This is a genomic window from Streptococcus sp. ACS2, from assembly GCF_000525585.1.
GTDB lineage: Bacteria > Bacillota > Bacilli > Lactobacillales > Streptococcaceae > Streptococcus.
The window spans coordinates 1-14021 of the sequence record NZ_JALT01000018.1 but is presented as its reverse complement, the minus strand read 5'-3'; the positions used below and the strand labels follow the sequence as shown (position 1 = coordinate 14021).

Here is a 14021-nt window from a genome sequence, read left to right as displayed (position 1 = left end):
ACCTAAATATGAGCTTCTTGAAGATTATCCAAGCTAATGATTTGATCCTTAATCTGACGTGGTTTACGAACAACAAAGTAAATCATCGTTACTAAAAGTAAGAAAGCAACAAAAGTCCAAATTGTCATTGACTTACCGTACAGGATGACTTGACCAAACTGGTAAAGGATTAAACTCATACAATAAGCTAGACCTGTTTGGAAACCGATAGCCCCAACCGTCCATTTCAGATTGGCCATTTCACGCTTAATAGCTCCAATAGCCGCAAAACATGGTGCACAAAGCAAGTTAAAAATCAAGAAGGAATAGGCAGCTAAGGAAGAATAATCTCCTCGTAGAGCCTCAGCCAGACCCGCCTCACTGCTATTATGATAGAGAATACCAAAGGTGGCGACAACGGTCTCCTTGGCAGCTAAACCTGTAAGAGCCGCAACTGTTGCCTTCCAATTTCCAAATCCGAGTGGGTCAAAAATCCAAGACAAGCCCTTACCTAAAGTCGCCAAAATGCTAACTTCCGTATCTACAGTATGTAGGGTAAAGTTGTAGTTAGACATAAACCAGATAAGCACCGTCAAACTAAAAATGATAGTTCCCGCACGTTTGACAAAACTCATAGCCTTACCAAAAGCATAACGCAAGACTGACATGGCTTTAGGCCAGTGATAGGCAGGCAATTCCATAATAAACGGACTGGTTAAACCACCTAAAAAACTCGTCTTTTTGAGGGCAATACCCGATAGGATAATAGCAGCCATCCCAATAAAATAGGTACTTGGTGCTACTAAAGAATTACTAGGGAAGAAAGCTCCAGCAATCAAGGCAATAATTTCCAACTTGGCCGAACAAGGCATGAAGGTTGCCGTCATAATGGTAATGCGACGGTCCCTTTCATTTTCAATGGTTCGACTAGACATAACCGCTGGCACCCCACAACCTGTAGAAATCAACATGGGAATAAAGGATTTCCCAGAAAGACCAAAACGACGGAAAATACGGTCCATAACAAAGGCAATACGACTCATATATCCAATGTCCTCAAGCACACCCAAACAGATAAAGAGCACAAAGATTTGAGGTAGGAATCCTAGTACTGTCCCAATCCCAGCGACAATCCCATCAACAATCAAAGACTTAAGCCAGTCCTGAACTTGAAGATAGTCAAGACCAGAAGTTACCAAGTCTGGAACATACTTACCAAAAAGCACATCGTTAGCCCAGTCTGTCCACATGGTTCCAACAGTCTGAATAGATAAGAAATAAACCAAATACATAACCACTGCGAAAATTGGCAAGGCCAAAATACGGTTGGTGACAATCCTATCAATCTTATCTGACAAGGTCAGAGCAAAATCTTCCGTATGACTTTGAGCCATCTGACAAACACGTTCAATAAAGGCATAACGCTCATTAATGACAATTGACTCCGCATCTTCGGTGAAAACTTCCTCAGTGATTCGAATGATGTCTTTGATTTCTTTTCGTTGGAAGGGGGACAAGTCTAGCTCAGCCTCAACTAAAGCATCGTGTTCAAAGAGTTTAATGGCGTAAAAACGCGCAGACCTTTGTGGCACCGAATTTCCCAAGACCTCCAAAATTTGTGAAATAGCAGCTTCTAATTTATCGTCATAAATTGGAAAAGCAATGTCGGCAACTGTAGAGGTTGTCGTATGAGCCGCCTTCTTCACTACCTGATCAACACCAGTTTGCTTGAGAGCGCTAGTGGCTACTACTGGTACACCTAGATGATAAGATAATTTATCAACATTAATCTGCTTTCCCTGAGCCTCTAAAACATCACTCATGTTAAGCGCTAAAGTGACTGGAATACCTGTCTCAATCAACTGCGTTGTCAGATAAAGGTTACGCTCCAAATTTGTCGCATCGACTACATTTAAAATGCTGTCGGCCCTTTGGCTCAACAAATAGTCGCGCGCCACCTTTTCTTCAGGACTATAGGGTGACATTGAGTAAATCCCTGGTAAATCCTGGATTTCTAAATCCTTATTCTTTTTGACCAGACCACTTTTTCGTTCGACAGTAACACCCGGCCAGTTACCAACACGCTGATTGTTCCCTGTTATCAGGTTGAATAAACTGGTTTTACCACTATTAGGATTACCTATTAATGCAATTTCTGTCATTTTTCCTCTCCCTCATCCAGCATGACCACACTAATCATTTGCGCTTCCGACTTGCGTAGGGTTAATTCGTATCCTCTCAAACTAATTTCTAGAGGATCTCCCAAAGGCGCTACCTTACGCAATAAGACCCGAGTACGCTTTGTAATTCCCATATCCATAAGACGTCGTTTGGTTTCATTGGCTGAAAAAATATCAGTAACGATAGCCGAACGTCCAACTGGTAATTCAGAAAGAGGTATCTTTTCCTGATCTTCCTCCGCAGGTGCCAAATCAATCTTATCCAGAATCGACGCATCAAAGGCTAAGCGACTCCCTTTAACGATAATAATAGCACTATTCTTGGTCTTAGTTACCACCTCAATCGTTTCACCGGCAGCCAACCCTAGGTTAGATAAGTGCAAAAGACTATCCTTAGGGAGGTTAATGCCAAGAATCCGGTAAGGCGTTTTTAAGGCCGCATCATATATGAGCATATTTCTTGACCTACTTTATTATTTTTGATACGGCATCATTATAGCATATTTATCCATCTTTTCCGCAATATTATCCTAAACAAGAATGATTCTAGAAAAGCAGAACACAAAAAGAAAAGGCTGGAAAAGTTCCAGCCTTCACAAACAATGTATACATACTTAATGAATATCTTACAAAACCTTACTCAAGAAATCCTTAGTACGATCTTCCTTAGTATTATCGAAAATCTCTTGTGGTGTCCCTTCTTCGACAATGACACCGCCATCCATAAAGATGACACGATCTGCCACTTCATAAGCAAAGCCCATTTCGTGGGTAACGATTGCCATTGTCATCCCTGATTTAGCAAGGTCCTGCATAACTGATAGAACTTCACCAACCATTTCTGGGTCAAGGGCTGATGTTGGTTCGTCAAACAAGAGAACATCTGGATCCATAGCCAAACCACGTGCAATCGCAATACGTTGTTGCTGACCACCAGATAGACTTGTTGGGTAGGCATCTGCCTTATCTTTCAAACCAACCTTTTCTAAAAGTTCCATAGCCTTTGCTTCTGCATCAGCTTTAGAAACACCCTTAGTCTTAATTGGTGACAAGGTGATATTTTCTTTAACTGTCATATTCGGGAAGAGGTTAAACTGTTGGAAAACCATTCCCATCTTCTCACGCATTTTGAAAATGTCGTTATTTTTATCTGTAATATCCACACCTTCAAAGGAAATAACACCTTTTGTAGGTTTCTCAAGCAAGTTCATTGAGCGTAGGAAGGTTGATTTCCCTGATCCTGAAGGACCGATGATAACCACTACTTCACCCTTTTTAATATCTAGATCAATCCCTTTGAGAACTTCGTTCTTACCAAAATACTTGTGAAGATTTTTAATCTCAATAATTGTTTCTGCCATTATTTACGTCCCTCCCCAAGTCGTTTTTCCATTTGTTTCAAGAGTGCCGTCATAGCTGTTGTCACAATCAAATAATAGAAGGCTGCGAACAAGAGCGGCGTCAAGGTCAAGTAGGTTGTTGTTGCAACAGTTTGTGCACCATTCCACAATTCCATAACCCCGATGGTTTGCAAGAGCGAACTATCCTTGATAATAGTAACAAACTCGTTACCCAAGGCAGGCAAGATATTTTTAATGGCTTGAGGCAAGACCACATAACGCATGGTATTCCATGGACGGATACCAAGTGAGTAGGCAGCTTCAACCTGACCTTTAGGAATAGACTCGATACCTGCACGCACACTCTCAGAAATATAAGCACCACTGTTCAAAGAAAGGACGATAATACCTGGAACGATACGTGACAAATCAAGATTCAAAATACCAAACTGCACAGTTGGAAGGTTCATGTGGATAAGGTTAAAAGCAATCATAATCTGCACAACCATAGGAGTCCCACGGAAAACCCAAACATAAAGGCTTACCAACCACTCCAAAGGTTTGATTCCAGAACGTTTGGCCAAGGATACCAAAACCCCAAGAATGGTTCCGAAGAAGACCACGCAGACCGAAATCATAATTGTTACTAAGACACCATAGTTAAAGTAAGACCAAAACTGTGGTAGAAATGAAAAATTCATCTAGATACTCCTTACTAATATTCTTCAATATTATATCAGAAGACTGTATAATAATAAAGTATTTTCTTATAAATGCGATATTTCAGTATAAAAACTAAGTTATAGACCTAGCTAGCAAAACTCTTAAGCAATACACCTCATGTATTTCCAAGATGACACCACGCCAAAAGCTTTGCCAAGAATTTGAAGTACTGCCTGTTTTGACAAGTCATACAAGCATCACCCCATGCTTTCATCCTGATAAAAATGCCTGAAACTATCGAGTTTCAGGCATTCTGATTTTTGAAACCTTGTAAAGTTCCAAAATAATTTATTAGTAAAGCAAATCGTAGATTTCCATTGCAATCAAGTCAATGCTATCAAATGAATAAGATTCACGTGCTTCAACGTCACGCAATGTGAAAACTGGACCATTTTCAGGATCGTTGCTAAATGATACCTCGGCAACAACCACTCCTTCACGTTCGAAATTACGTTTCAAATTACCACCATCAGCCGCCATCATTTCAAGACGGTTAATGATTCTCACCAAATGTGATTCCATGTTATTTCTCCTATTAATTGTGTATTTCTTACTTATTTTATCACACTTATGGGAAAAATGGGGGAATTTTAAATATTTTTCAAGGAATTGTACATAATGGCCTTAATAGAATGCATACGATTCTCAGCTTCTTGGAAGATGATGTCACTGTGTTTTTGGAAGACTTGATCTGTAATTTCTAACTCTGCCAAACCATATTTGTCATAGATTTCTTTCCCAATTTGGGTATTGAGATCATGAAAGGCTGGGAGACAATGCATAACGATAACATCTGGATTTTCTGTCTTGGCTAGTAGGTCTGCATTAATTTGATAAGGCAAGAGTAAATCAATACGAGATTTAAAATCTACCTCTTCACCCATAGATACCCAGACATCCGTATAAAGCATATCCACTCCCTTGACCTCTGAAATATCATCTGTAATGGTTAAATCGGCACCATTGTTATGTTTCTGGGCTAAGGCTACAATCTCATCTTCGGGTTGCAGCACCTCTGGGGCAATAATCTTGACATTAACGCCTAAAATAGCCGAAGTGACCAAAAGTGAGTTGGCCATATTATTTCTACCATCTCCAATATAGGCGATGGTCAAGTCTTCCAAACTACCGAAGTGTTCCTTCAAAGTCATGAAATCCGCAATCATTTGAGTTGGATGCCAGGTATCCGTCAAACCATTCCAGATCGGAACTCCTGAGTACTTGGCCAAATCTTCAACATCTTCTTGTTTAAAACCACGGTACTCGATTCCATCAAACATAGATCCCAGAACCTTGGCCGTATCAACTACAGATTCCTTTTTACCTAACTGAATGTCTCCAGCACCAAGGTAGGTCACATTCATACCTAGGTCCTGACCGGCCACTGTAAAAGCTGAGCGAGTTCTGGTAGATGTTTTTTCAAAAATCAAGGCAATATTTAAGCCATCTAAATATTTATGCGGAATTCTTTCCTTTTTTAACTGTTTAAATTTTATGGATAAATCAATCAACTCCTCGAGTTCTTGCTTAGTAAAGTCGATTTCTTTCAAAAAGGATTTAGCTTGTGTCATAGGTATCTCTCTTTCGTTCTGAATAATATAAAAACATTATATAATATTTATGCATTATAAACAAGTGGTTTTGAATTAAAATTCAATGTTAGCACTCCTACCAAGAGAGTGCCAAACCTAGATGCTTTTTACTTGCAATCTATCTCCCGCATGCTATAATGGAGTCATAGATTTGACCTTTTTTGACCAAGAATATTTTCAATAAAGGTCTTTCCCAATTCAGATAGAAAAGAGGTACTGATATGCTCTGTCAAAACTGTAACCTTAATGAAGCTAGTATTCATTTGTATACCAATGTAAATGGTAATCAGCAACAAGTTGACCTCTGTCAAAATTGTTATAAAATCATGAAATCTGACCCAGAGAACCCCCTTAATCAATTCAATCAAACTGGAGGTTCCAACTTCTTCGATGATTTCTTCAGCGACCTAAATAACTTCCGTTCTTCTAACGGTGATCTTCCCAATACACCTCCAACACAAGAAGGTGGTAACCGAGGAAACGGTGGCAATACACAAGGGCCAGGCCGTCCAGGAGTACCACGCCAACAAGCTCCCCAACAGCCACAAGGTCTTCTTGAAGAGTTCGGCATTAACATCACTGACATCGCTCGTCGTGGAGACATCGATCCAGTCATTGGTCGTGACGAGGAAATCATTCGTGTCATCGAAATTCTTAACCGCCGTACCAAGAACAATCCCGTCCTCATCGGTGAACCTGGTGTCGGTAAGACTGCTGTCGTTGAAGGACTAGCTCAAAAAATTGTAGATGGTAGCGTTCCTCAAAAACTCCAAGGCAAACAAGTCATCCGTCTTGATGTGGTCAGCTTGGTTCAAGGAACTGGTATCCGAGGCCAATTTGAAGAACGCATGCAAAAACTCATGGAAGAAATTCGTCAACGTCAGGATGTTATCCTATTTATTGATGAAATCCATGAAATCGTAGGAGCTGGTAATGCTGGAGATGGCAATATGGATGCTGGAAACATCCTAAAACCTGCCCTTGCTCGTGGGGAACTTCAACTGGTCGGAGCAACAACACTCAACGAATACCGCATCATCGAAAAAGATGCTGCCCTTGAGCGTCGTATGCAACCAGTTAAGGTTGACGAACCAACTGTTGAGGAAACCATCACTATTTTGCGTGGGATTCAGCCTAAATATCAAGACTACCACCACGTCAAATATACGGACGAAGCGATTACTGCAGCTGCAGAATTATCCAACCGCTACATTCAAGACCGTTTCTTACCAGACAAGGCCATCGACCTTCTTGATGAAGCTGGTTCGAAGATGAACTTGACCCTCAACTTTGTTGATCCTAAAGATATCGATAAACGTTTGATTGAGGCTGAAAACCTCAAGGCTCAAGCTACTCGTGACGAGGACTTTGAAAAGGCTGCCTATTTCCGTGACCAAATTGCCAAATACAAGGAAATGCAAAAGCAAACCATCAAAGATCAGGATATGCCTGTCATCACCGAAAAACATATCGAAGCTATTGTGGAACAAAAGACCAATATTCCTGTCGGTGATTTGAAAGAAAAAGAACAATCACAACTTCTTAGTCTTGCAGATGATCTTAAATCACATGTTATCGGACAAGATGCTGCAGTTGATAAGATTGCTAAAGCTATCCGCCGTAATCGTGTTGGATTGGGTGCTCCAAACCGCCCAATTGGTAGCTTCCTCTTCGTAGGTCCTACAGGAGTCGGTAAAACTGAGCTCTCTAAACAATTAGCTATTGAACTCTTTGGTTCAGCTGACAGTATGATTCGTTTCGATATGTCAGAATACATGGAAAAACACGCTGTCGCTAAATTGGTTGGTGCCCCTCCAGGATATGTTGGTTACGACGAAGCGGGTCAGTTAACTGAAAAAGTCCGCCGTAATCCTTATTCACTTATTCTTTTAGATGAGGTTGAAAAAGCTCACCCAGACGTTCTTCACATGTTCCTCCAAGTACTTGACGACGGTCGTTTGACTGATGGTCAAGGGCGCACTGTAAGCTTCAAGGATACCATCATCATCATGACATCAAATGCTGGTACTGGTAAAGTTGAAGCTAGCGTTGGCTTTGGAGCTACTCGTGAAAATCGTACCAATTCTGTTCTTAACCAACTTGGAGATTTCTTTAGTCCTGAATTCATGAACCGCTTTGACGGTATTATCGAATTCTCTGCCCTCAGCAAAGAAAATCTCCTTACTATCGTGGACCTCATGCTTGATAATGTCAACCAACGCTTGGCTAACAACGGTATCCACCTCAGTGTAACAGAGAAAGTTAAGGAAAAATTGGTTGACCTTGGTTACGATCCTAAGATGGGTGTTCGACCACTACGTCGTACCATCCAAGATCACATTGAAGATGCTATTACCGACTTCTACCTTGAAAATCCAAACGAAAAAGATCTCAAGGCAGTCATGACTTCAAAAGGCCACATTACCATTAAGTCTGCTAAAAAAGCCGATAAAGCTACTCAAAAAGCTGAGGCAGCAAAAGAATCTGATTAAACAAATAAACCAAGTCATTACGACTTGGTTTATTTATCTTTTCATTTCCTATTTTCAAATTTATCCCTAATTCTGCCTAAATCAATAGGAAAATGAGCAAAATTTTAGTATAATATAGGCAAATAAACGTAAGGAGCAACTCATGAATCCAACATTTGGTGACAAGGTTGAGGGAGCTCATTATCAAACACGTTACGGTGTTTATGCTGTGATTCCTAACCAAGAAAAGACAAAGATTATTTTAGTCCAGGCTCCTAACGGAGCTTGGTTTCTCCCAGGTGGAGAAATCGAAGCAGGCGAGGATCACTATAGCGCATTAGAACGCGAGTTAATTGAAGAACTTGGGTTTACAGCCACTTTAGGCCAGTACTATGGCCAGGCTGATGAATACTTCTATTCAAGCCACCGTGACACTTACTATTACAATCCAGCCTATATTTATGAAGTTGTAGATTTTTCAAAAATTGGCAAACCTCTCGAAGATTTCAATAACCTGGCCTGGTTTCCAATTGATGAAGCCATTGCTAAACTTAAACGTGGCAGCCATAAATGGGGAATCGAACAATGGAAAGCAAACAACATAACAACTAGCAAATCTTAGGAGGAAACTATGAAACTCATTAATACGACCCGTACACACCAAGAACTCGTTCAAAACCAACTAGACAACACGGATGCCTTTCTCGTAGAGACCTACTCTGCTGGGAATACTGATGTTGTCTTTACACAAGCACCTAAGCATTATGAACTCTTGATTTCAAATAAACATCGTGCTGTTAAAGACAACGAATTAGAAGTTATCCGTGAATTCTTCCTCAAACGAAAAATCGACAAAGATATCGTTTTGATGGACAAGCTTAGAACAGTACACACTGACAAATTGATTGAGATTTCATTCCCAACAACTGTATAAGACAGAACAAGCAATGGCTAACACCACTGCTTGTTTTTTAGTATGTTACAAAGCTTTCGAAGCTTGATCCAGAACTACCATAACCTGACGACTATGTTCCAACTGCTGGGCAACACTGTCAAAATCCTTGGTCGCCACCATCTTTTCAAAAGCTACAAATTCATCATACATACGATGTTGTGGACTATTAAGATTGACAACTCTCTCTTTCTGATCATTGAGAGTGACTCCAATTTCAGGAAGAGTGTTGGTTGCACCAAAAATAGTAATAGCTCCCTTATCCCCTTGAATAGTTGAACGAATCTCCGCACTACAGTCTTTAGCTCCAATGGCAACAGCCTTAAAGTTACCATAGTCCAAAACTAGAATTCCTGACGTATCCACTCCTCGCTCCACATTAGGAAGATATTCCACACGATTAGGCTTACCAAAAAGGCCAACAAGAAGGTGAATATTATAGATATTCAGATCTCTAAGTGCTCCTCCACCCATTTTAGGATTGAAGGCAGGAGCAATTTCCCCTCGTTTGAAGGCATCGTAACGTGAAGAATATTGGGAATAATTGATATTCACAATCTTAATATCCCCAATATCAGACAAGGCTTCCTTAATCGCTGTAAAATTAGCCAGATATTGATTGGTAATAGCCTCCATCAAGAGAAGCTTTCTTTCTTGAGCAAGCTTAGCTAGCTCTTCAAAATCTTCTAAATGAAGGGTGAAGGGTTTCTCACAGATCACATGTTTTCCGGCCAAAAGTGCTTTCTTAGCATAGTCATAGTGGGTATGATTGGGCGTTCCGACATAAATCGTATCAACTTCTGGATTAGACAAAATTAACTCATAATCACTAGTCGCCTGAGATAAGCCATATTGTTTAGCTAGGGCTTCTGCCTTATCGAGCGATCGTGGTGTCGATAAGATAGCTTCAAGCTCGATGCCCTCAATAGTTGTTAACACAGGAAGAACCTCTGTCACAATCATTCCTGTCCCTAATAATGCAAGTTTCATCAACTTACCTCCTTCTTCCTCTAAACTCTCTTACTATACAGCGTAATTCTATAAACAGAACTATAGTGAAAGAGGACTCAAATAGAAGCCCTCTAAAATTTAAGAACGGCCAAGCAGTTTCTTAACTCCTTGAATCGCTTTATATTTAAGCGGTTGTGGATAATAACGGAAGGTTCCCATCTTGCGAACGATATAACCATTAAAGTTTTGTTTAAATCGCAAAACCCCATCTGAACCATCAAAGATCCCCATAATACCAAGGAAGTTATAGAAAGTAATTCCACGTTTAATGGCTTGGGTCATCACATACTCTTGTAAGAGTGCTGGCGCATAAAACTTATTAAACTCCGGATAAGATCCACTAAAAAGATAAACAGCTTCTTGAGGTGTATAGACAAAAAGACTTCCTGCAAGAACAATGTCTTCCTGACCATATTTATCAATAAAAGCAGTCGCTTCGCCCTTTCGAACATCAAAGGTCTCAAACTGACTTGATAATTCTCTTAATTGGTTTTGTTTTTTCTCAGATTTTGGGTTAGCCTCTAAATCAGCTTGTAATTTGACAATTCTAGCTCCCAACTTCGCTTGATCACTTTCCAAATGGTCATAGTAATCCTGAAAATTCAAGGTAGCCACCATAAAATCAGCATTGTCACCAAAAGCATCATAAAAATCTTGGTAATAATCTAGGGACTTGTCACTATACTCACGACGATCAGAGGTCGCCGAAGTGATTTCTTTAAAAATAGATAACTCATCACGTTTCAGTTTTTTCAACTTAATCCCGAAAGTTTTGGCTTTTTTAACCAAAGGCTTCCCTTTTTTACTGAAAGACTTGATAAGATTTTTTTCTTCAATCCCAGATAAATCCTTAACATAGTGCCAGTCAGGCTCACCACCAGGATAACCTGTCTGTAAACCATCAAAGCTATAGCCTAAATCTGTCAATTGACTAATCAATTGCTTCTGCTCTTCACCAGTTGGTTCACCATTACTATCAAAAGTTTGATAAGTATCATAAGGCTTGATTAACAACTCAAGAGCACCATTTGCCTTAGCATAGTCCTTCAAACCTTGATAAAAGTCACTCAGATGAGCTGTATTTGAGTGAATCGGTCCACAATTCACCTCCATACGAAGCCCACCAGTCATAGGCATGCTGTAGACAATTGCTGAGACTTCTAGTTGGTTTCCTTCTTTCCAAGCGACATAGCTAATGCTAAATCCACGTTTTTCAAGAAGCTTAGCCATTTCCTCCGTTTGCATAAAAGAACGCTCAGACACTTGTTGAGCATGTGTGTTAAATTCTTCTTTAGTTACTTGAATGAAGCTCATTTTTTTCCTTCCTAAAATGGATAAAGTAAATGACGAGTGAGATAAAGAGCAAGATGGCAAGTACTGCCACTAATGGTATTCGAATCGGACGGATATTAAGCAACAAATCTCCACTAACTGCATAAACAATCGAGACTGGCGTCACTCCAATAAGGGTTGCCAAAACCCTCGTCCTTGTGGGTAAATTCATCTGAACACAAGCATAATTGACCAGAGCTGATGGTATAAAAGGAATAGAGAAGGCTAAAGAAATCCCAATAAAACGATGCTTAAAGTTTTCAATATAGTTTAGGAGTTTCTCCATACGTTTGGACTTCTCTGGCTTTTCAAGTCTTCTCAGAATTTCAAAACTAGTCAAATTTCCAAAAGTATTACCAATAATATTCATCGGAATCGCAAGCAAAGGGCCATAGAGTAGCCCAACAAAAATACAAAAAATAGAACTTGAAACTCCAGGAATAGCTGATGACAGAATCATAAGACTAATAAGGATAAGTGCATTTTGGAAATTAGCCTGCTTAAAAACTTCTCTTAAAAAGGCTTGATCATGCTTAGCGTTGATCCATTCCTTGATTAAGGGGATGAAGTTATTTAAAAGAGGCCATAAGAACACCAGTATTAAACCTGCTATCCCTATAAAAAATAGTCTTTTTTGGGTCATTACATCTCCACAATTTTAATCACTCCTTTTATTATAACAAAAAAATGCCTTCATTGATTTAGAAAGGCATTTTTTACTGTGATTACTTGTTAATCAAATTAGCTTGTGACTTGTTTTCCAAGGCACCATTTTTAAAGTTAAGGGTAAGGCTACCTGTTTCACCCTTCTTAGCGACAAGGTTTGATGACCAAAGAGCCTGTGTCATTGTTGCATCTGAAGAGACAGCGATTGAATAAACATCCGGTGTGCCAAGCGTTTTGACAGCATCATCATAGCTAGTTCCATTTTTGAGGTTTTCATACATCCTCAGTGTGATTTTAGGATCACGGACGTAAGAAAAGTTTGAAATTGACTTAACGACAGTACTATTGTTAAAGAGTTTCGCCGTGACAACAACATTATCATACTGCCAATTATAAACATCAAGCTTAGCATCTCCTGCTTGCTCTTGACCAGTTGATGAGGGTTCACCAAACCAGCCCTTCAAGCTATCAAGATTTGAGCCTCCTGAGAATTCTTGAGAAGCATTTGCCATGGTGATTTTATCAAAGTTCTGGCGAACATTCCCATGCTTAACAGTTAAAATCTTTGAAGCCTCATTATCCAGAGATCCCTTCGACTCAGTTTTAGACGAAGATTTTCCACAAGCAGCTAGAGTAAAAAGTGAGAGACCTAAAACGGTCAAAGACAAAAGTTTTTTCATAATAAATTCCTATATACACAAATAAAAGGCTGACGCCTCAAGTATTTATGGAGCCGGTGGGAGTCGAACCCACGTCCAAACACCTGCCAACATATTCGTCTACAACCATAGGTTATGTCTTTCATTTAACAGATAGACGACACATAACTCAAGCCTTCTATCTGCGAGCCTATAAATCTCTTTTCAACCAGCTAGGCAATGGTCAAACGTAGCTTATAAATCAATAAAACCTCTAAACAAACATAAGCAATCTGCTAGAAGTCACGCGAGCAGGTGTTTAGGCTGCTACAGCGTAAGAATTAGTATTTTTTGCAGTTATATTTAACTGAGCGTTTACGTCGCCACACGAGTCGCAGAATATGCCTCATAATGCCTGTCGAATCCGTAACGACCCCAATATGAGATACTGAGTATTATATCAAATTCTTTAATAAATTGCAAAAGATTAGCCAAACTGTCTCCCCCAATAAATCCACTATAGAGACGCTAATACAGTAGTCAACTTTGTTTTTAGGATAAGCTAGTAGCCATTCATCTGTATGTTTGCCTTTTTCCTTTCAACACTGAAAGTTTTTTGGAATACTTTCACTAAAACTTAGCAAGTAAAAAACGTTGAACGAACAAATCTTTCAACGTTTTTCTTTTTGCACCCTAAGGGAATCGAACCCCTATCTCAAGAACCGGAATCTTACGTGATATCCATTACACTAAGGGTGCTAACAGTATACTATTATAGCATACTCTAAAATAGAAAAAAAGGGCTCTATAATTTCTGTAGTGGGTAAAACCACTGTAGAGATTATGGAGCTTTTTCAATGTACACAAAAAGTCCCATAAGAACTATAATGAAAAGCGACCAAACCATCATTAGGAAGAACTTATGAGACTTATTAAGAATACCACAGAATTAATTGGAATTAAAGACCCTAACATCATTATTTCTCTTGTTTTGGAAACTAATACTCATATCGAGATTCATGCAAAACTTGATTATTCTGCACCACCATGCCCTCATTGTCATGGAATGATGATCAAGTATGACTTTCAAAAGCCTTCTAAAATCCCTCTTCTCGAGCAAGCGGGAACTTCAACACT

13 protein-coding genes, 1 tRNA gene, 1 other RNA gene and 1 pseudogene are annotated in these 14021 nt (G+C 39.6%); 4 read left to right on the top strand and 12 right to left on the bottom strand.

Annotated features, from left to right (window positions below):
- Positions 1 to 2: 2 nt before the first annotated feature.
- From feoB to argF, 6 genes are all read right to left on the bottom strand, one after another.
- On the bottom strand, positions 3 to 2141 hold the full coding sequence (feoB, locus tag HMPREF1517_RS02745) for a ferrous iron transport protein B (RefSeq protein ID WP_037599233.1): 2139 nt from the start codon (positions 2139 to 2141) through the stop codon (positions 3 to 5).
- Complete coding sequence (locus tag HMPREF1517_RS02740; protein WP_037599232.1) at positions 2138 to 2614, bottom strand: ferrous iron transport protein A; 477 nt, start codon at positions 2612 to 2614, stop codon at positions 2138 to 2140. Before HMPREF1517_RS02740 ends, feoB begins: the two co-directional genes overlap by 4 nt.
- A 171-nt stretch (positions 2615 to 2785) precedes the next feature.
- The gene (locus HMPREF1517_RS02735; RefSeq protein ID WP_013990918.1) at positions 2786 to 3520 is read right to left on the bottom strand and encodes an amino acid ABC transporter ATP-binding protein; all 735 of its coding nucleotides are present in this window, start codon (positions 3518 to 3520) and stop codon (positions 2786 to 2788) included.
- On the bottom strand, positions 3520 to 4200 hold the full coding sequence (locus HMPREF1517_RS02730) for an amino acid ABC transporter permease (RefSeq protein WP_002886081.1): 681 nt from the start codon (positions 4198 to 4200) through the stop codon (positions 3520 to 3522). The genes HMPREF1517_RS02735 and HMPREF1517_RS02730 overlap by 1 nt, the downstream gene beginning before the upstream one ends.
- A gap of 313 nt (positions 4201 to 4513) precedes the next feature.
- Entirely contained in the window at positions 4514 to 4744 is a 231-nt protein-coding gene (locus tag HMPREF1517_RS02725; RefSeq protein WP_002885970.1) for a DUF1797 family protein, read from the bottom strand.
- 68 nt (positions 4745 to 4812) lie between these two features.
- Positions 4813 to 5793, bottom strand: a complete 981-nt coding sequence (gene argF / locus HMPREF1517_RS02720) for an ornithine carbamoyltransferase (RefSeq protein ID WP_037599231.1) — start codon at positions 5791 to 5793, stop codon at positions 4813 to 4815.
- A gap of 242 nt (positions 5794 to 6035) precedes the next feature.
- Here argF and HMPREF1517_RS02715 point away from each other — a divergent pair, with 242 nt between their 5' ends.
- The 3 genes from HMPREF1517_RS02715 to HMPREF1517_RS02705 all read left to right on the top strand — a co-directional run bounded on the left by HMPREF1517_RS02715 (position 6036) and on the right by HMPREF1517_RS02705 (position 9219).
- Positions 6036 to 8306: an ATP-dependent Clp protease ATP-binding subunit gene (locus tag HMPREF1517_RS02715; RefSeq protein WP_037599230.1), complete on the top strand. Its 2271-nt coding sequence runs from the start codon at positions 6036 to 6038 to the stop codon at positions 8304 to 8306.
- A gap of 142 nt (positions 8307 to 8448) precedes the next feature.
- Positions 8449 to 8907: an NUDIX hydrolase gene (locus tag HMPREF1517_RS02710; protein WP_037599229.1), complete on the top strand. Its 459-nt coding sequence runs from the start codon at positions 8449 to 8451 to the stop codon at positions 8905 to 8907.
- 9 nt (positions 8908 to 8916) lie between these two features.
- Entirely contained in the window at positions 8917 to 9219 is a 303-nt protein-coding gene (locus HMPREF1517_RS02705) for a DUF1827 family protein (RefSeq protein ID WP_002885967.1), read from the top strand.
- Between the two features lie 45 nt (positions 9220 to 9264).
- On the opposite strand, the gene HMPREF1517_RS02700 is transcribed toward HMPREF1517_RS02705, so the two are convergent.
- The 6 genes from HMPREF1517_RS02700 to HMPREF1517_RS02680 form a co-directional block, all read right to left on the bottom strand.
- The gene (locus tag HMPREF1517_RS02700) at positions 9265 to 10227 is read right to left on the bottom strand and encodes a Gfo/Idh/MocA family protein (RefSeq protein WP_037599228.1); all 963 of its coding nucleotides are present in this window, start codon (positions 10225 to 10227) and stop codon (positions 9265 to 9267) included.
- 99 nt (positions 10228 to 10326) lie between these two features.
- On the bottom strand, positions 10327 to 11562 hold the full coding sequence (locus HMPREF1517_RS02695) for an aminoacyltransferase (protein WP_037599227.1): 1236 nt from the start codon (positions 11560 to 11562) through the stop codon (positions 10327 to 10329).
- The gene (locus tag HMPREF1517_RS02690) at positions 11540 to 12223 is read right to left on the bottom strand and encodes a TVP38/TMEM64 family protein (protein ID WP_037599226.1); all 684 of its coding nucleotides are present in this window, start codon (positions 12221 to 12223) and stop codon (positions 11540 to 11542) included. Before HMPREF1517_RS02690 ends, HMPREF1517_RS02695 begins: the two co-directional genes overlap by 23 nt.
- An 82-nt stretch (positions 12224 to 12305) precedes the next feature.
- Positions 12306 to 12926 carry a DUF3862 domain-containing protein gene (locus tag HMPREF1517_RS02685; protein ID WP_037599225.1) on the bottom strand — a complete coding sequence of 207 codons (621 nt, stop codon included), beginning with the start codon at positions 12924 to 12926 and terminating at the stop codon, positions 12306 to 12308.
- A gap of 45 nt (positions 12927 to 12971) precedes the next feature.
- Positions 12972 to 13321: a transfer-messenger RNA gene (gene ssrA, locus HMPREF1517_RS10175) on the bottom strand.
- A 250-nt stretch (positions 13322 to 13571) separates the two neighbouring features.
- A tRNA-Arg gene (locus HMPREF1517_RS02680) sits at positions 13572 to 13643 on the bottom strand.
- Positions 13644 to 13806: 163 nt separating this feature from the next.
- On the opposite strand from HMPREF1517_RS02680, the pseudogene HMPREF1517_RS02675 reads away from it, so the two are divergent.
- Positions 13807 to 14021: pseudogene (locus tag HMPREF1517_RS02675) on the top strand (ISL3 family transposase); the annotation flags it as partial.